The sequence below is a fragment of the Oceanospirillum sp. genome (assembly GCF_048265165.1).
Lineage (GTDB): Bacteria > Pseudomonadota > Gammaproteobacteria > Pseudomonadales > Halomonadaceae > Oceanospirillum.
Genome location: NZ_JBLXCD010000007.1, coordinates 81,913 through 100,618 on the forward strand (window position 1 = coordinate 81,913; position 18,706 = coordinate 100,618).

Annotated in this window: 14 protein-coding genes and 3 tRNA genes; 5 read left to right on the plus strand and 12 right to left on the minus strand. The window is 49.1% G+C overall.

The annotated features are described in order from the left end of the window. Positions 1 to 175: 175 nt before the first annotated feature. From ACN0R8_RS13370 to ACN0R8_RS13425, 12 genes are all read right to left on the minus strand, one after another. Positions 176 to 2,392: a CHASE2 domain-containing protein gene (locus ACN0R8_RS13370; RefSeq protein ID WP_417598234.1), complete on the minus strand. Its 2,217-nt coding sequence runs from the start codon at positions 2,390 to 2,392 to the stop codon at positions 176 to 178. Positions 2,393 to 2,616: 224 nt separating this feature from the next. After that, positions 2,617 to 2,693, minus strand: a tRNA-Met gene (locus ACN0R8_RS13375). A 164-nt stretch (positions 2,694 to 2,857) separates the two neighbouring features. Further along, a tRNA-Met gene (locus ACN0R8_RS13380) sits at positions 2,858 to 2,934 on the minus strand. Between the two features lie 89 nt (positions 2,935 to 3,023). Beyond that, positions 3,024 to 4,115, minus strand: a complete 1,092-nt coding sequence (gene ychF, locus ACN0R8_RS13385) for a redox-regulated ATPase YchF (RefSeq protein WP_417598236.1) — start codon at positions 4,113 to 4,115, stop codon at positions 3,024 to 3,026. A gap of 96 nt (positions 4,116 to 4,211) precedes the next feature. Continuing rightward, positions 4,212 to 4,802, minus strand: coding sequence for an aminoacyl-tRNA hydrolase (gene pth / locus ACN0R8_RS13390; RefSeq protein ID WP_417598238.1), 591 nt, complete (start codon positions 4,800 to 4,802; stop codon positions 4,212 to 4,214). A 32-nt stretch (positions 4,803 to 4,834) separates the two neighbouring features. Then, a complete protein-coding gene (locus tag ACN0R8_RS13395; protein ID WP_417598240.1) occupies positions 4,835 to 5,464 on the minus strand; it encodes a 50S ribosomal protein L25/general stress protein Ctc in 630 nt (209 codons plus the stop codon). 92 nt (positions 5,465 to 5,556) lie between these two features. Further along, on the minus strand, positions 5,557 to 6,501 hold the full coding sequence (locus ACN0R8_RS13400; protein WP_202931261.1) for a ribose-phosphate diphosphokinase: 945 nt from the start codon (positions 6,499 to 6,501) through the stop codon (positions 5,557 to 5,559). 81 nt (positions 6,502 to 6,582) lie between these two features. Further along, positions 6,583 to 6,657, minus strand: a tRNA-Gln gene (locus ACN0R8_RS13405). Positions 6,658 to 6,670: 13 nt separating this feature from the next. After that, positions 6,671 to 7,558 (minus strand): 4-(cytidine 5'-diphospho)-2-C-methyl-D-erythritol kinase, encoded by an 888-nt coding sequence (ispE, locus tag ACN0R8_RS13410; RefSeq protein WP_417598242.1) that lies wholly within the window; start codon positions 7,556 to 7,558, stop codon positions 6,671 to 6,673. A gap of 152 nt (positions 7,559 to 7,710) precedes the next feature. Next, positions 7,711 to 8,319, minus strand: coding sequence for a lipoprotein insertase outer membrane protein LolB (gene lolB, locus ACN0R8_RS13415; RefSeq protein WP_417598244.1), 609 nt, complete (start codon positions 8,317 to 8,319; stop codon positions 7,711 to 7,713). A 56-nt stretch (positions 8,320 to 8,375) separates the two neighbouring features. Further along, positions 8,376 to 10,220: a tetratricopeptide repeat protein gene (locus tag ACN0R8_RS13420; protein ID WP_417598246.1), complete on the minus strand. Its 1,845-nt coding sequence runs from the start codon at positions 10,218 to 10,220 to the stop codon at positions 8,376 to 8,378. Positions 10,221 to 10,362: 142 nt separating this feature from the next. Beyond that, positions 10,363 to 13,326: a transporter substrate-binding domain-containing protein gene (locus ACN0R8_RS13425; protein WP_417598248.1), complete on the minus strand. Its 2,964-nt coding sequence runs from the start codon at positions 13,324 to 13,326 to the stop codon at positions 10,363 to 10,365. 333 nt (positions 13,327 to 13,659) lie between these two features. On the opposite strand from ACN0R8_RS13425, the gene hemA reads away from it, so the two are divergent. The 5 genes from hemA (at position 13,660) to ACN0R8_RS13450 (ending at position 18,698) form a co-directional block, all read left to right on the plus strand. Beyond that, positions 13,660 to 14,922, plus strand: coding sequence for a glutamyl-tRNA reductase (gene hemA / locus ACN0R8_RS13430; RefSeq protein WP_417598250.1), 1,263 nt, complete (start codon positions 13,660 to 13,662; stop codon positions 14,920 to 14,922). 118 nt (positions 14,923 to 15,040) lie between these two features. Continuing rightward, positions 15,041 to 16,123 carry a peptide chain release factor 1 gene (prfA, locus tag ACN0R8_RS13435; RefSeq protein ID WP_078320270.1) on the plus strand — a complete coding sequence of 361 codons (1,083 nt, stop codon included), beginning with the start codon at positions 15,041 to 15,043 and terminating at the stop codon, positions 16,121 to 16,123. A 2-nt stretch (positions 16,124 to 16,125) separates the two neighbouring features. After that, on the plus strand, positions 16,126 to 16,977 hold the full coding sequence (gene prmC / locus ACN0R8_RS13440) for a peptide chain release factor N(5)-glutamine methyltransferase (RefSeq protein ID WP_417598252.1): 852 nt from the start codon (positions 16,126 to 16,128) through the stop codon (positions 16,975 to 16,977). Positions 16,978 to 17,332: 355 nt separating this feature from the next. Then, positions 17,333 to 17,845, plus strand: a complete 513-nt coding sequence (locus ACN0R8_RS13445) for an Lrp/AsnC ligand binding domain-containing protein (protein WP_078320272.1) — start codon at positions 17,333 to 17,335, stop codon at positions 17,843 to 17,845. Positions 17,846 to 17,954: 109 nt separating this feature from the next. Continuing rightward, positions 17,955 to 18,698 (plus strand): HesA/MoeB/ThiF family protein, encoded by a 744-nt coding sequence (locus ACN0R8_RS13450; RefSeq protein WP_417598255.1) that lies wholly within the window; start codon positions 17,955 to 17,957, stop codon positions 18,696 to 18,698. Positions 18,699 to 18,706 lie beyond the last annotated feature (8 nt).

The following is an 18,706-nucleotide window of genomic DNA, read 5'->3' on the forward strand; positions in this document are numbered from 1 at the left end:
GAGACCGCATTATAGAGATCAGAATATTTTGGTCAAGCCTTTTTTGAAAAAAAGATTATTTTTTAATGAGTTATATCCAAAACTTTGTATTCCACTCTGTTTTTGATTTGAGTATCAGTCTCTAAGCGCTCTGAGTTGAGCGCATTAGGTTTACTGTCAAAGTATAAGCTTTTCGTTATTTTGATGTGTGAGTAAAAACGCCATCCCAATCTTTACCGGGTGGTTGCTCTCTATACAGGTTGATCCGGTCCAGATAAACGTCATAGATCATACGCTTTTCCTCAGAGAGCAGCTCCGATAGCAGTCTTTCAGCATATCCCCAGTCCTGATTTCTGAAGTGTTTTAAGGCCTGATGATAACGATCCAGAGTGTTGAGCTCAGCGTCGCTCAGTGAGCCTTTTAATGCGACAGGCTCAAAGATCGCGACGGGTTCATGCTTGCCTTTTACCTTGACCAAGTCGAGCTCCCGATAAAGATAATTATCGGCTGCTGCTGCGGTGGTTTCACTGACCATAAGGTCTACACCGTACTGCTTGGTGAGGCCTTCCAGTCGGGAGCCCAGATTGACGGCATCACCCAGAACAGTGTAGGCCATGCGGAATTCGGAGCCCATGTTTCCCACGTTCATCGGCCCGGTATTCAAGCCGACGCCAATTTTCAGTTCCGGCCAGCCTCTTTTTCTAAACTCAGGCCCCAGCTCTTTCATAATCTCAATCATTCTCAGGCCCGCTTCAACGCCATGTTTTGCATGCAGGGGATCTTTGAGTGGTGCGCCCCAGAACGCCATGATGGCATCGCCCATATATTTATCGATAGTACCGCGGTATTCATGAATAACGCCTGTCATGGGGGTCAGGAAGGCATTCATCAGTCGGGTAAGCTCTTCCGGGTTGAGGCCTTCCGAAATGGTTGTGAAGCCCCGTACATCTGAGAAAAGCACTGTCATTTCACGACTTTCACCTTCCAGGGAAATGCTGGCAGGGTTCTCGTTCATTTCATCAACTAACTCAGGTGGGACGTATTGGCCGAATAGACGGGTTAGTTGGCGTTTGCCGCGCGATTCCACAAGGTATCCGTATGCAAGCTGGTAAGCGATAATCAGGGCGCTCAGGAGAACAGGGGTTGCCAGAGGGAAGACCCATTTATAGTCTGTCCACAGAAGCAAGTTGCCATACCAGATACCAGCAAAAATAAGTACGGATCCGATCAGAATAGGGAGAGGATTAAGCCTTGGGAGTGTAAAGGTCAGCAAAAGCCCCAGAAATACCAGGAGCAGTATCTCTCCGCCAATGGTATAGCTGGGCTGATGTTTAAAGGACTGGTGCAGGATACCCGCGATCAGGTTGGCGTGTACCTCCACTCCGGGGTAAACGCTTTGTACCGGCGTGGTTCGCAGATCCAGAAGACCCGGTGCACTGGTACCGAGCAAAACGATAGCTCCCTCGAGTTTTTCTTTGGCAACGGTCTGCTGAAAGATATCGGTCACAGAGATATATTCAAAGGTACCCCGGCCGCCATAGTAGGGCACCAGAGCCCCGGTTTGGTTATCCACCGGGATACGAAAGCCACCCACATCTAGAGCTTCTAAGGTTGGATTGTTCTTGTCGCCACTGATAATGAATTCCACCGGTGGCATCCCCAGAACACTGCGAACGACCGCCAGGGAAAGGGATTGGTAATAATTTCCCTTATATTCCTGGATCATGGGAACCCGGCGGAAAACACCATCCTGATCCACCAGTGGGTTATCAAAGAAACCTGCCGATAAAGCATTTGCCTGATGAATTGGCTGATTGCCGGAAAAGCGCTGTGCTTTTGGTATAGGGAGTAATGCAGGGGAGATTGGGCTCTTGATCGGCAGCGGTTCAGGCAGCACACCAACGGAGGGGGTTTCTATCTCTGGCTCGCGATCAAGGTAAAAGCCTAATACTGCCGGGGTTTGGTTGAGTATTCCCGCCAGTTGACGGTCACCATCCATTGACTCGATTAAAGGTGTGAGGGTTTCGGTCAATTCAGGTTTTTCTGCCAGAAGCCCTTTTAATGCTTCTGTTGCACCTCTCTGGTCTGCTTCCGGGAATACGATATCGAACCCTAAAGTGCTGATACCGTATTCACCAAAAAGAATGTACAGCAACTCAGCAATATACTCCCGTGGCCAGGGGAACTGCCCAATTTCTCTGAGGCTGTCTTCATCAATATCGATAATCAGAATCTGAGAATCACCCTCATTAGGCAGTGTCATATTGATGCGAACATCGTAAGCGATCTGCTCAAGTTTACTGAACAGCCCAATATTCCAGTAGCCAATGGCGTGCAGTAGAAATACAGCAAGAATAAGCAGACTACCCAAGGGGCGAATCAGTGGGGAGAGAGCTTTTTTTAGCGAATCCATAGAAGAGGTTCTTCATCAGGTGATTGTTTTTTCTGAGCATACTATAGAACCGCATACAGTGAGAGAGCGGGTGTGGTTTTTCGTGACAGATGTCAGATGTAGGGTATTAGTCTGGGAGACAAATATGAGATCAGCTATCGTGCTACTGTACTGACTGGATAGTGCTGCTGAGTGTGACATGAAGGCAAAAAAAGCCGCTTCATGAGAAGCGGCTTTTTAAAATATGGTGGCTATGGCGGGACTTGAACCTGCGACCCCAGCATTATGAGTGCTGTGCTCTAACCAGCTGAGCTACATAGCCAAAACTGCTTTCCGATTAAACTGAACCGGAAGAAGCTGGCGCAGATTATCTTTGCAATTCGATTTTCTGTCAAGCTGTTTTCTTGTAAAACTATAAATAAAACAACAGGATAGAATTACCTGCAAAATAAAAAGCCGCTTCATATGAAGCGGCTTTTTAAAATATGGTGGCTATGGCGGGACTTGAACCTGCGACCCCAGCATTATGAGTGCTGTGCTCTAACCAGCTGAGCTACATAGCCAATTGCGGGAGCAGATTATACTGTAATCTGCTCTTGCTGCAAGTAATTATTTAGCAGTTTCGCTTTTTTTAAACTAAAGCAAGATCGCTTTAAACATTGAAGCGGAAATGAACGACATCACCATCTTTCAGGATATAGTCTTTGCCTTCCAGTCGCCATTTACCGGCTTCTTTTGCGCCCTGCTCGCCCTTGTATTCAATGAAGTCGTCATAACTGACCACTTCAGCACGAATAAAGCCTCGCTGGAAGTCGGTATGGATCACGCCAGCACCTTCCGGGGCTGTTGCGCCAATTTTAACTGTCCATGCCCTAACCTCTTTCACACCTGCAGTGAAGTAGGTTTGCAGGCCAAGTAAGCCGTAACCGGCCCGAATAACCCGGTCCAACCCAGCTTCTTCCATGCCGAGATCAGCAAGGAACATATCGCGTTCTTCATCGTCCAGCTCGGCGATCTCAGCCTCCAGCTTATTGCAGACCGGAACAACAATGGCGCCTTCTTCTTCGGCGATGCCTCTGACAATATCCAGATATGGATTGTCTTCAAAGCCATCTTCGTCAACGTTGGCGATGTACATGGTGGGTTTAACGGTCAGGAAATTGTACGAACGAAGCAGTTTTTTCTCATCGTCGTTCAAGCCAAAGCTGCGCAGGGGTTTGCCTTCTGCCAGATGAGGCTGGATTTTTTCCAGTACTGTTTTTTGTGCCTGGGCTTCTTTATCTCCGCCTTTGGCGATCTTGGTCAGGCGATGAATCGCCTTATCCACAGAATCCATATCAGCTAGAGCCAGCTCCATATTGATAATTTCTATATCCTGGGCCGGATCAACGCGGTTAGCAACATGGATCACATTTTCATTGTCGAAGCAGCGCACAACATGGGCGATAGCATCCGTTTCACGAATATTAGCCAGGAATTTATTACCCAAACCTTCACCTTTGGAAGCACCTTCCACTAGGCCGGCAATATCCACAAACTCCATTGTTGTTGGCAGCACGCGCTCGGGATTTACAATCTCTGCCAGAGCATCCAGACGCGGGTCAGGCATCGGTACGATACCTGTATTGGGCTCGATGGTGCAGAAAGGGAAGTTTTCGGCGTCAATGCCGGATTTGGTCAAAGCGTTGAACAGGGTCGATTTGCCTACGTTAGGCAGCCCGACAATACCGCAGTTAAAACCCATGATGATGATCCTGATATGCGTGGATGAACCGGCGCTTACACCAACCATTGGGTTGGCAGAATCCGGCAGAAAATATTACCGGTGGGGGAGAAGAGATCAGGCGGACTTAAAACTGTGCAGGCGATTCATAGCGGCGGCCCATTGGCCAGCTACTGCATCGGGTAGGGCTCTTATGGCTTCATCGATACAGTCATCCAGAGCTTGTTGCTCTGGCTTAGGCGCCCGACCCAGCACATATCCGGTAACCTTATCACTACTGCCCGGATGGCCGATTCCAAGCCGTAAACGGTTGAAACCTTTTTCGTTACCAAGTTTGCTGATGATATCCCGCAGTCCATTATGACCGCCATGGCCTCCACCCTGTTTAAAACGGGCAGTACCTGGAGGTATGTCAAGTTCATCGTGTGCGACCAGAATCGCTTCAGGAGGGATCTTGAAGAAACCAGCAACAGCAATTAACGATTGTCCGCTGCGATTCATAAAAGTGGAGGGGATCAACAGATGAAGGTCTGACCCTTCAAAGCGGGCCTTGGCATAGAGCCCGTGGTACTTCTTTTCGGGACGCAGGCTAACACCGCAGTGCTTTGCCAGCGCCTCGACGAACCAGGCTCCGGCGTTGTGACGGGTTTGCTCATACTCTGCCCCGGGATTCCCCAGGCCAACGATTAGCTTAATACCTTCACTCATACCGAAACCCCGTTCAGAAAGTCAGCGTAGGATTACTCCTCGCCAGCTCCCTCTTCTTCAGCTTCATCTGCAGCAGCACCTTTAGGTGTAGCAACAGATACAACGCCGTCATTGTGGTCTGCGCCTTTGCTCAGAGCAACAACGTCAACACCAGCTGGCAGTGTCAGGTCAGACAGGTGGATAGTCTGGCCTTTTTCCAGCTCAGCTACGTCAACATTGATCGCGTCTGGGATCTGGTGAGGCAGTGCTGCGATTTCAACTTCAGTCAGCAGGCGCATCAGAATGCCGCCGTCCAGTTTAACGCCTTTACACTCTGCTTCATTAACAAAGTGAACCGGTACGTTAACAGAAACTTTAGTAGATTCATCAACACGCTGGAAGTCAGCATGCATGATAACTTCTTTGAACGGGTGACGTTGCATATCTTTCAGGATAACTTTTTCGTTATCTGCGCCTTCGATGTTCAGTTCCAGCATGTGAGTGTAGAAACCTTCGTTTTCCAGTTTCTTGTACAGCTCACGCATCTCAATTGAGATGGCTACAGGCTCTTTGCCCAGTCCGTATACGATAGCCGGAGTACCTTTTTCCAGACGACGCAGGCGGCGGCTCGCACCTTTCCCCTTGTCGCTGCGTACTACAGCGTTCAGCGTAAAATCAGTCATGATTACTTCCTCAGGTTTACATAAAGACAGTACAGGTTTCCGCGACCAGAAACCTGTACCCAGTTAAAATCAGTTTTGCTATGGCGCTTTAATCAGCGAAACATTGCGCTGATAGATTCCTCGTTGCTGACACGGCGAACCGCTTCAGCTAGCAGACCGGAAAGCGTCAGTTGGCGGATTTTTCCGCATTTCTGAGCTGCGTCAGTCAAAGGAATAGTATCTGTAATGATAAGCTCATCCAGAACGGAGTTGCGAACGTTGTCGATGGCCGGGCCGGAGAGTACAGGGTGCGTTGCGTAGGCAACAACCCGTTTGGCGCCATGTGCTTTTAGTGCTTCGGCAGCTTTGCACAGTGTGCCTGCCGTATCCACCATGTCATCAACCAGTACGCAGGTACGATCCTGAACATCACCGATGATATGCATCACTTGGGCTTCGTTTGCCTGCGGGCGGCGCTTGTCAATAATGGCCAGATCTGCATCATTCAGTTGCTTGGCAATCGCACGGGCACGAACAACGCCGCCGACATCCGGAGATACAACAACCAGATCCGGATAGTTCTGACGTTCAATATCATCGAGAAGAATTGGAGAACCATATACGTTATCAACAGGGACATCAAAAAATCCCTGGATCTGATCTGCGTGCAGATCAACAGTTAATACGCGATCGACACCCACTGCGACGATCATGTCAGCAACAACTTTAGCGCTGATAGGAACACGGGATGAGCGAACACGCCGATCCTGACGTGCATAGCCGTAATAAGGTACAACAGCAGTGATCCGTTGTGCTGATGCACGGCGCAGTGCATCGACCATCAGGATAAGTTCCATCAGGTTATCATTAGTAGGTACACAGGTAGACTGGATTACAAAAACGTCTTTACCACGTACGTTTTCGTTGATTTCAACAGCCATCTCGCCGTCACTGAACTGGCCAACCGTGGCATCGCCCAGACGGATGTCTAAACAATCAACAACTTTGCTGGCTAACTGGGGGTTTGCATTCCCCGTGAACACCATTAATTTTGACACGTGTAACTACCTTTGGATTCAGTCTGACGGGAGTAAGTGCGGGCCTGAAGTGCAGTTCATTGCATCAACAGAAAACAGAAGTGGCTGGGGTACCAGGATTCGAACCTGGGGATGCTGGAATCAGAATCCAGTGCCTTACCGCTTGGCGATACCCCAACTATATACCAGCTCAGATTGCCAGTGCTTCATGCAACGGGGATCTGTTTCTCCCCCAAGCAATAAAGCCCTGCCATTGATCCGGTAACGCCGCTAACACAGCCTCGGCTGATTTTTGGTCGTTAAAACCTGCAAAAATACAGGCACCGGTTCCGGTCATCTGTGATTTGCCATACTGACTAAGCCAATCGATTGCCTGAGCAACTTCTTGATAAGTTGTTCGTGCGATCGATTCGCAGTCGTTATGACCGCCCTGATCAAGTGCGCGCGTAATTGTCATGATTTCGGTATCTCTTGTCAATTCAGGATGGCAAAAAATTTCCTGAGTTGAGATATGACATTCAGGGCAAATCACCAAATAACAGGCTTCTTTTGGCTCAATGGGGGTCAGTTTTTCGCCCACGCCTTCAGCCCAGGCGGCAAATCCTCTGACAAAAACCGGCACGTCTGCACCGAGTGTTAACCCTATCTCTGCCAGCTCATCGATACTACAGCCGAGCCGCCAGATATGGTTCAGGCCCAGTAGTGTTGTGGCGGCATCCGAGCTGCCTCCGCCAAGTCCACCACCCATGGGGATCTTTTTATCCAGTTGAACCGATATATCCGGAAGTGGCTGGCTGAAACCCTTTTCGCGACAAAAAAGGATAAGTCGGCTTGCCGCTCTGGAGACGAGGTTATCTGCCGCATCTACTCCGGGAATCTGAGGGGTTAGTTTAATCTTAGGGTGCTCTGAGGCCTGGTTACCCCTTCTGAATGTCAGCTGGTCGCAGAAATCGAGGAACTGAAACTGAGTTTGCAGCAAGTGATAGCCATCATGTCGTCGCCCGATAATATGTAGCATAAGGTTTAGCTTTGCGGGGGCGGGTAGTATTAGTGTTTCAATTTTGGTGGGTGTCGGCATGGCTCGATAATCCGAATATATAGGGCTGGTCTGATCAGGGCGTTACCTGTGGTGCGATGAAACAGGGCCTGAAACGAGATGGATTATATCGGATAACCCACCGGCTAGCCGAATGGCATTTATGTGGCAATCAGAGTAGGTGGTTACGCAGATTACTGTAAACGTGCCAGTTGATGAGCTGGTAGTTGCCATTGATTGATGATCAGCGTCAATTCCAGCTGGCCTCTGTTAACTTTAATTCGACCCGGCAGTTCAGGGCTTTGAAGGGACTCTGAGGATACGGAGTGATAACGGTCATAATGAATATTCCAGCCATCCTGCTGCAAAAGACGAATCTGTTGCGCCTGATTCAATTCTGATTGATAACCGGACCCAGGAGCAGGTAGTGTTCTTATCCAGTATAAAAGACTGCTGATCGGCAGATCCCAGCCAAAGTGGTTGTACAGCAGTTTTTCCGGGCTCTGATCGATAAAGCGCCCTTTGTCAGGAATTGTCAGCATAACCTGATAGGGGCTGCCTTCCATGCGTGCCCCGGTTTGCCCAAAAGGGCCACTCAGTGTCATGTTGTAACTGTCGCCTTGCTGTTGCCATTGAAGATTGGCGCTGTCTGAACTTTCCTTTGTTTTCAGACGGATTTTCCCTTCAATCTGAAAGTATGTCAGTTGAGAAAAGTTGCGAATATGCTGATCCATAAAAGGAGTAGAGGCTTGTTTAAGCTGCTCTGTTGTGCTGCAGCCTGCCAGTAATATCAGGACAAGCAAAGTAGCTCTTGTAAGCAGACCTCTGATGCTATTGTTCATATTTCGGCGTGTCATTGTTATTCAGCAGGACGTGTGTCTGCTGTTTCCTCCGGGTTCTCTGTCGGGTACTCAGATTCCTGATGTATGGCCTGAGTGCTGAGTTCTGGAAAGCGTTTTTCAACCGCGTCGAGTAATAAGCTATCCCGGAAGAGTTGTCTGGCTTCCAGTAGCAGGTCAACGGCTTCGTCCTGTTGACCTGAGACCCAGTATACTTCAATCAAGTGGCTGGCAATTTCCGGGTCCTGCAGCTGGTTGTATGCCTGTTGCAGAAAGCGTGTCGCTTCATTGAGTTGCCCAAGCTTGAAATAAACCCAGCCCAGACTATCTGTTATAGCAGGATCACCGGGTTTCAGGGCGGCAGCTTTTCGAATCAGCAGCAGAGCTTCCGAATAACGGTCTGTGTACTCAGTCAGGGTGTAGCCCAGTGTATTCAGAACCATGGCATTATTCGGTTCATTATCCAGAATTTCCCGCAGATCCCGCTCTAATGAAGGGATATCCTGCTCTTTCAAAGAGATCATTGCACGGCTGTACAGGAGCTCATAGTCCGAGCCTTCCGATAATATCGCTTCGGTTAGTAGCTGGTGGGCGTCGTCAAGCTTGTTCTGGGCAAGCAGAAGTTCACTCTCCAGCAGGTAGAGGCGAACTCTGTACTCAGGCGAAGTCAGGCGCAGTGTTGCCAGGTGGGCGCGCGCCTCATCGTTTTCGCCCTGAGCGATCAATAGCTGTGCGGCTCTTGCCTGGGCCTGAAGGAAGTCTTTCCCACCTTTAACCATTCGATAGTGATCTGTTGCCGCCTGAACGTTGTTTTCCTGCTCCTCAAGTCGACCTAAATAATAGTGAGCCGCATCAATCTCGAAGCCTCTTTCCAGTAATTTATTCAACTGGTTACGTGCTTGCTCAGGCAGGCCGTTTTCCATCAGGATCAGGGCGAGAGATAGTGTCAGCTGACCATTTTCGGGATGACTACTCGCAATTTTGGAAAATACCTGCTGCGCCTGGTCAATATCACCATCTTTGACCAGTGTACGTGCAAGGGCCAGTTGCAGGCGCAGGTTGTCAGGCTGTTTAAGGATCGCCTGTTCAAGAATATGGATGCCTGCTCTTAGGTCATGCTGAGTAATGGCCAGATCGGCTTTTAACAGGATGCTGCGGATACTCAAAGGGGCGACGCCCAGTGATATATCAATCACCTCATTGGCTCGCTGGTTATGGCCTGAGAAATAGAGTAGCTGAGCTATGGCGGTCAGAAGATCCGGGTTGTCGGGGTGGTGATCATGTAAACTGTTTATTGCCGACAGAAGCTCATTTCGAGTGTATTCATCCGCTTCTGCACTTTGGGCTGCAAGGTAGCTGAAGTGTGTTTCTTCACCCATAGACAATAGCTCGCTCTGGAAGTCAAAAGCTCCGAGAACGTCACCTTGCTGAATCAGGAGTGTACTACTGATCCGTCGGGGTTCGGCATTATCCGGGGCGGTTTCACTCCACAGTGCGGCGGCGTCCAGAGTTGTTTGATTATCACCGGCATATTGCGCGATATAGGTTGCTCTGCGGGCAAGCTCCGGGTTTTGCAGACGTGCAGCTTGCTCCAGATAAAGCTGAAGTGCAAAGCCAACCTGGTTGCGCTGCCCTGCAATCTCTGCGGCCAATAAATCCTGAATGGCTTCGCCGTCCAGACCGCTAATAGGTTGCTGTACCTGAGGCGAAGTAATCTGAGCCTCAGAGCGCAGATCTTTGGGTGATAAGGTTAGAGCGTCGGGTTGTGTTATCTGCTGCTGACAGCCGGATAGCCAGAGCAGAGACAGCAGTATGCTGGCCCTAGTCAGACGTGAAGATGATATAAGTGCTGGCATGCCTTGCATGGTGTCACCCTGCCCCTCTATTGCAGACCTTTATATTGATAGCAACAGAGCTTAACCTGTTGCTACTACAGAAAAAACTGTCTTTTTTAATCAACGTGTTTTTATCGGTTGTCCGTCTGTTGGTTTATGACGTTTCCTCGGATCATACCAAAGCCGCGCGATCATATATCACGAGTTGATTCCGGCCATTATTCTTTGCCTGATAGAGGGCGTGATCGGCTTCCTTTAGCCAGAGATCCAGCTGTTCGCTATCTCCGACGGGGCCAGCCATGGCCCCTATACTGACCGTGATATGCAGTGGTCGTTGCTGTTGTAAAATCGGATGATCTGCAATGGCAAGCCTTAAGGTTTGCAGACGCGCCTCCAGCCGTTCCGTACACGAATCAGATGTCAGAATGATAAACTCTTCTCCACCAAAGCGAATCAGATGATCGTCCGATTGGTTAAACTGTGTTCTCATCTGTTGAGCCAGAGCTTGCAAGCAGCGGTCACCGGCATCATGGCCGTAGTTATCGTTGATCCGCTTAAAGTGATCGGCATCTATCATAGCAACGGCAACGACTTGGTTATCCCTGTGGCAGCGTGCCATGTAGGCCTCAAATGTCTGGCTCAGATAGTTACGATTCCCAAGATCTGTCAGCTGATCCGTAACACTCAGATGAGCCAGTTGTTCATTGGCTTTTTGTAGTTGCTGATTTAGGCTGCCCAGCTTGCGGTTCCAGTAAAAAAGTGCCAAAAAAAGCAGACTGAATGCAGCTGCCAGCTGCCAGAGTCTGGTGTAGTCGGTTTTCTGCTCCAGTTTGATGGAAAGCCAGTTATTTTCGATCTGATCGAGTTCAGCGCTGCTGAGGCTAGAGAGGAGTTTATTCATCAGTGTCAGCAATTGAGGGTACTGATGATGCACCGCAGTCGAAAAATTACTGTCCACGGGCAGGCGCCCGAGCACCCGAATGTCCCCCAGACTTTCCTGTTGCAGCAGATGGCTGGTTTCGGCCAACCCTCCGATAAAGCCATAAAGTTTATGTTCTCTGACTTGCTGTATACCGCTTAGGGTGCTGTCAACGGGTATGAGTTTCAGTTGTGGGTAGCGTTGTTGCAGTATAGGTTGAAGATTGCTGTCGCGGCCGATGCCGATGCGCTTATCGCTTAGATCGTTGATGCTGTCTATAAAAGGACTGCCTAGAGTACCGAGAATAACATTGGAAGCGTTATACCAGCTATTTGAGAATAGCAGGTTTTGTTGAAGCCCCTGGCTGGGGACAACCATAGGTGTCATAACGCAATCTCCATTTTTGATTGCGGTTAACGAGTCCTGCCAGCTTCCCGTAGGGAGAAACTCAAAGCGCAGGTTATCCAGTTTCTGTTGCAGTATTGTCAGCAGACTTGCTGACATGCCGTCATGCCGGTTCTCTCTGTTTTTGTTTTCCAAGGGATAGCGGTCCGGATGCACACAGTAGGTAATGGTGTAGTCCCAATGATCCAGAAGGTCCTGCTCCTTCTGGGATAAAATGACTCTGGTTTCATTGCCTGATGTTGCTTTTGCACCCAGCCAGCGGTTCTCTATGGCGCGTTTTTCTATCTGTGATATGTCATCTAATGCTTGGTCAAGAATCTCTGTGAGAGGCTGGAGTTCGGGTTGTAAGCCGAGCCGTAGGTCTTCGCCAATCAGACCTGGCAGCCGGAGTTCGCCGGCAATCCAAACATCTGTCATACCTAGCTCCCGAATCCAATGGTTGCCATTGGGCAGAGCGGCTAAAACAAGGTCGACCTGGTTCTCCATCAAGGCTTTAAACATACTAGCTTGCTCTGTATAGCTGATCACTTGATCCGGGAAAAGTTTGCGCACGGCGGCCTCGTAAAAGACACCGTGTCCGACGGCGATGCGCAAACCTGAAAGATCAGATGCTTTATTCAGGCGGAAGTTAGCATTTCGGGTAAAGGCAACATTGGGAATGCGATGGTAAGGCTGTGTGAATCGGGTAAAAGCGCGTCTTTCCGGCATATCCGAGATATTGGCTATCAGGTCGAGCTCACCTCGTTTAAACAATTGGAACAGATTGCTCCATTGATCAACAACAGGTATAAACTCAACGCCGGTCAGATCCTGTAAGCGATAAAGGATATCAACACTCAGCCCCTGTACTTTGCCATTATCAGAAAAGCTGAAAGGAGCATAGTCGCGCATCAGGCCGACCCTGAGCGGAGGCAGGCGGTCCAGATAGTCCTGCTGTTTTCGGGTCAGTTGTATCGGTTCCTGACGTAATGTGGACTGACCATCGTATTGCATCCAGCGCTCATTTAGTTCTTGCAGCCATCCGGCGGGCAGAGACTGGAGACCCGCCTGTAGTTTTTTGAAAAGTTCGGGCTTGTCTTTGAGGGTACCCAATCGAAAGTCTTCAATTTCCATCCCTTTAAGAGGGGCCAGTGTATTAACTTCCAGCTGGAAGAAACCTTCCCGGCGCGCCATATACTTCAGCGTGATTTCCGGGCCAATGATGGTATCCACCCAGCCAAAGGCCAGCGCCTGAACCAGGTTTGGCAGAAGGTCATATTCGATAACATTAATACCCTGCTCAACGAGGTAATCTCGGTAGTAGATATCTCGCATAATGCCAACCCGGTATGGTTTTAGCTGATCCAGCGTTTTGACGGTGGGAAGGGGTTGTACGCAGTTCTGCATGACAACCGTCTGACGGAGATGGTATGCACTGGTGAAAAGAATATTTTTTGCCCGGTCTTCGCGCCAGGATATTTCATCGATAATATCCAGATCACCTCTTCGAAACGCAGCATAAATGTCTGGCCAGCTACCGACCCGGTAATCAAAGCGGATACCCAAGGTTTTACCGAGTTTATTGAGCACATCGACAGAAAAGCCTTTGGCTGTACGACCTTCGATGCTGGAGTAGGGCTCATTGTCGGCAACGACGCCAACAGTCAGACTTTCAGGTGTTTTAGTTTGGACTGTGGCTTTAGAGTGATCTGTGGATGCTTGGGCGCTTTGTATCAGCAAAGAAATAACCCAGAAAAGCAGCAGCGGCATGGTTAAAGAAAAGCTATGTCTTAGGGGGCTATGCCCGCAAGGTGCTTTTAGGTTGCTGATCATGGTATCCCCGTTACTGAGAAACGGTGCGCTATACTCCAGTGTCAGCCAATGCTTAGGGCGAAGAACATGCCTGACGTGGCAAAGAGTGTATAGCACGTTTAACTGGGCTGTACCCGGTTTGAAACGTGTCTTGAAGATGACTTTTTAATTAAAACTCATAGTGCAATGGGAGCACTCGCCTGTTCAAGTGAAGTTTGATAGAAACTGACCTTTTTATGATCTGAATAATTAAAAAAACACCTTATCTTCCATGTGGTTGAGTGCCACCTTAAGCTGTGGTGTGCTATTATCCACAGCCTCAAAAATGCTGGAACCGTGACAGAAGCGTTATCTATGAGCCTGCTTGCCTTTGGAATTAATCATAAAACTGCCCCTGTGGAAATCCGCGAACGGGTAGCTTTTACTCCGGAACAGCTGGATGGCGCGTTCCAACAGTTACGGCAGCACCCGCAGATCAGCGAAGTAGCGGTGGTGTCCACCTGCAACCGTACCGAGCTTTATTGTGTGGTCGATTCTGATGCCCATGGACAGGATACAACGCCTGTACTTGAATGGATGAGCCAATTCCACAATCTTGATCTGACCGACCTTGCCCGTTACAGCTATGAATATACCAATGAAGACGCTGCCCGACACCTGATGCGTGTATCCTGTGGTCTGGATTCTATGGTTCTTGGTGAACCACAAATTCTGGGTCAGATTAAAGATGCTTATTTGAATGCACAGGATAAAGGTTTGGTCGGCCGCGAGCTGAATCCTTTATTCCAGCAGTCTTTTGCTGTCGCTAAGCAAGTGCGTACTCAAACTTCTATTGGTGAAAACCCCGTTTCTGTAGCCTATGCAGCCGTTAGTATGGCACAGCGTATTTTTTCTGACCTGAGTAAAAGCCAAGCGCTTTTGATTGGTGCAGGAGAGACCATTGAGTTAGTTGCCCGTCATTTGCGTAATGCTGGCGTCAGTAAAATGGTTGTTGCAAACCGTACATTGAGCAGAGCCCAGGCGGTTGCTGAAGAGTTTAATGGTGAAGCCGTTGTTCTCAGTGATATCCCTCATCAGCTGGAAAAGTCCGATATTGTTATAGCCTCTACAGCCAGTCAGCTACCGATTTTGGGTAAAGGCGCAGTAGAACGTGCTTTAAAAGTTCGCAAACACAAACCGATTTTTATGGTAGATATCGCGGTGCCGCGTGATATTGAGCCTCAGGTGAGTGAGTTGGACGATGTTTATCTCTACAGTGTTGATGACCTGAAAGAGGTGATCGAGGAAAATATGCGCAGCCGGCAGGAGGCTGCTGAGCAGGCGGAACAACTTGTTCTTGCTGGTGTCGGCCACTTTATGCAATCCCAGCGCGAGCGCGGTGCAGGTCAGCTGATCGGCACCTTGCGACAGCAGGTCGATAATATCCGTGTGACCGAGCTGGAAAAAGCACTGCAGCAGTTGCAGAAAGGTCAGAATCCGGAAGAAGTGCTCCAGCGTTTTTCTCAGTCTTTAACGAATAAGGTTTTACACGAGCCCATGGTGCAGCTGCGCCAGGCGTCAGCAGATAATCGCAATGACCTGCTGAATGGTGCCAGAACTCTGTTTGCGTTGGATTAGCGACGCTTAATCTGCTTTTTTAGTCTTGTCTGGGCATTTGTGTCCACATCTCCGGTACTGTCGAAGCCGGGAACCCATCAAAAATATTGCTTATAAAAGCCCTGTCGGGAAGAAAAATATGAAACCATCCATCCACGCTAAACTGGATCTGCTTAAAGATCGTTTTGAGGAGCTACAAGCTCTGTTAAGTGATGCTGAAGTTATCTCTGATCAGAAAAAATTTCGTAGCTACTCACAGGAATACTCCGAACTTGAAGGCGTTGTAGAAACCTTTAACCAGTATGAGCAGGTTCAGGGTGATATGTTGGAAGCTGAAGCTATGTTGCAGGATGGTGATGCTGACCTTCGTGAAATGGCCCGTGAAGAGATTGAAGCCGGTAAAGATGAGCTGGAGCGTCTGGATCTTGAGTTACAGAAGCTGTTGCTACCGAAAGATCCGAATGACGAACGCAACGTTTTCCTTGAAGTTCGTGCCGGAACCGGCGGTGATGAAGCTGCAATTTTTGCCGGTGACCTGTTCCGTATGTACTCTCGCTTTGCTGAGAAAAAGCGTTGGAAAGTAGAGATCATCAGCCAAAATGAAGGGGAACATGGCGGTTACAAAGAGATTATCACCCGTATCTCAGGTGACCGTGTTTATTCTCAACTGAAGTTTGAATCCGGTGCGCACCGTGTACAGCGTGTTCCTGCGACGGAATCTCAGGGGCGCATTCATACATCTGCCTGTACTGTTGCCGTGATGGCAGAGGCTGATGAGGTCGGTACTATTGATATCAATCCAGGCGATCTGAAGATTGATACCTTCCGCGCGTCAGGTGCCGGTGGTCAGCACGTTAATACCACGGATTCTGCGATCCGTATTACACACCTGCCAACAGGTACTGTGGTGGAATGCCAGGATGAGCGCTCCCAGCATAAGAACAAAGCCAAAGCGATGTCTCTTCTGGCTTCGAGGATTCAGCAGGCTGCTGATGATAAAGCAGCTCAGGAGCAGTCCGATGCTCGCCGGAGTCTGGTGGGTAGTGGTGACCGGTCCGAGCGTATCCGTACCTATAACTATCCTCAGGGCCGGGTGACGGACCACCGGATTAATCTGACGTTGTATAAGCTGGACGAGATCATGGAAGGTGCTTTGTCTGAAGTGCTTGATCCTCTGGTGGCAGAGCACCAAGCAGACCAGCTGGCTGCGTTGAGTAACTGAGTATGCTGCCAGATGTACAGACCGCCCTTGATTGGGCGGTAGAAGCGTTAGCTGCCAGTGATACCGCGCGATTAGATAGTGAGTGCCTACTGGCGGATTGTGTCAGGCAGAGCCGCACCTGGTTGTTTACCTGGCCGGATAAAATATTAAAAGATGAGCAGTGGCGGCGTTTTGAGCAACTGGTTGAGCGCCGTAAGACAGGGGAGCCGGTGGCATACCTGTTAGGGTATCGTGAGTTCTGGGGGCTGACCTTAAAAGTTAGTCCGGACACTCTGATTCCCCGTCCGGATACAGAAGATCTTGTGGCTAAAGTACTGGAGTTGATGCCTCAGGCAGAAGCGAAAGTTGCCGACCTTGGTACTGGCACCGGTGCCATTGCACTGGCGCTGGCTTCGGAAAGGCCTAACTGGCAAATTACTGCCTGCGATTTTAATCCTGGTGCTGTTACTCTTGCGGAAGTGAATCGCAAGACGCTGGGGTTTGAGCAGGTCACTGTACTGCAATCGGACTGGTGTCAGGCACTGGAAACGGATGCCGTTGCAAGCGGTGGTTTTGATCTTATTGCCAGTAACCCGCCTTATATCGAAGATGATGATCCCCACCTGTCCCAGGGTGATGTGCGCTTTGAACCCTTAAGCGCTTTGACTTCCGGTTCTGATGGCCTAGATGATATTCGTCTGATTACGCAGCAGGCTGCAGGTTGTCTTAGGCCCGGAGGCTGGTTGATTTTCGAACATGGCTACAATCAGGCCAGTGCAGTGCGCGGTATTCTTTCAGCTGCAGGTTATCAGAATGCACAAACAGCTCTGGATCTGGCTGGGGTTGATCGTATGAGCTTTGCTCAACGGCCTTAACTTCCCCTCTGACGTCCATCGTCTTCATGGGTTGAATTGAATTGTTTGGTATGCCTTTTCTTACTTATGGGTCGGTAATGTCCCGTGTCTTTTCTGGCTAGGGTTTCGGTTTTCTCGCAAGAAATTAATTGCTTTATATCCATGTTGTGAAAGCGGTCTTTGCGTAATACCTTTTCCAGCAAAGGCAGAAAAATAGTAAGCAGATTTTTTGTACTCGGGAGAAGGTCTGGCTCAATAAATCCGCTCAGCCCTTGAATTTTGCTACCGCTTAGCTATAAGCTCTAATCAGCAATAATTGCTGGAAGACAGATAATAACTAGCAAAACCTTCTGATTATTGAGATTTTATTTCCCCTATGAAAGCTTCTAAACCTCGTGCACTCGACCGTATTGATCTGAAAATCCTTTCCTGTCTGCAGGATAATGCCCGTATATCCTACGTGGATTTGGCAAATCAGGTTGGCCTTTCAACGACACCTTGTCTGGAGCGTGTGAAGCGCCTGGAACGAAACGGGGTTATTAAAGGCTATAAAGCTCATCTGAATCCTAAATATCTGCGGGCTAACCTGTTGGTGTTTGTTGAGATCAGTCTGGAAACTCAATCCTCAGCCGTATTCGATGAGTTCCGCCGTGCTGTTTCCAAACAGCCTCAGATTCAGGAGTGCCATCTGGTTTCCGGTCAGTTTGATTACATCCTGAAATGCCGGATTCCCGAAATGTCGGCGTATCGCCAACTGTTGGAAGAGGTGGTTTTGACTTTGCCAGGTGTGAAAGAGTCCAAAAGCTATGTCGTGATGGAAGAGGTGAAAGAAGATACTTCTATTTATGTGCCGGACTTGAATGAATTTGATGAAAATCAGCTGACCTGATCATCTTTTTTTGCATCAAAGGGTTAAAATACCTGATAGGGCTTTTCGCATCTGCTGAAGCCCTATTTTTTTACGTGTTCTACCATTGTCAGCGATAGAGAAGATGACCATGCAGGATCAGCAGTTACTACGTTACAGTCGTCAGATTATGTTGCCGGAGGTGGACATTGCCGGACAACAGGCTTTACTGGATGCCAGAGTACTGATTATCGGTATGGGCGGTTTAGGCTCACCGTCAGCACTATATTGTGCCGCGGCTGGGGTTGGCACCCTGGTGTTGAGTGATTTTGACGAAGTAGATCTGTCCAACCTGCAACGTCAGATTGTGCACCGACAAAATAGTATCGGTCAGCCGAAGGTTGTATCAGCCGAAACAATGCTTAATGAGTTGAACCCGGAATGTCAGATTGTAACCCTGCCAACAAAGCTCGAGGGTGACGCTTTGCAGGAGCAGGTTCGGCTGGCGGATGTGGTTCTGGATTGCAGTGATCGTTTTTCAACCCGTTTTGCCATCAATGCCGCCTGTGTTGCAGAGAGAACACCTCTTGTCTCGGGGGCTGCAATCCGGTTTGGTGGCCAGCTAGCCGTGTTTGACCCCCGTGAGGAGAGTAGCCCTTGTTATCGCTGCCTTTATGATGACAGTGATGATGAGGCGATGCGTTGTGCAGAGAATGGTGTGATATCGCCTCTGGTAGGAGTGATAGGTTCATTGCAGGCGTTGGAAGCCATTAAGTTAATTGCAGGTGCAGGGAAGGCTGCCACAGGCCGCTTACTTATTTTTGATGCACTTGATACTCAATGGCGAAGTATGAGCCTGAGTAAAGACCCCGCTTGCCCGGTGTGCCAGCCATAAATTGTGTA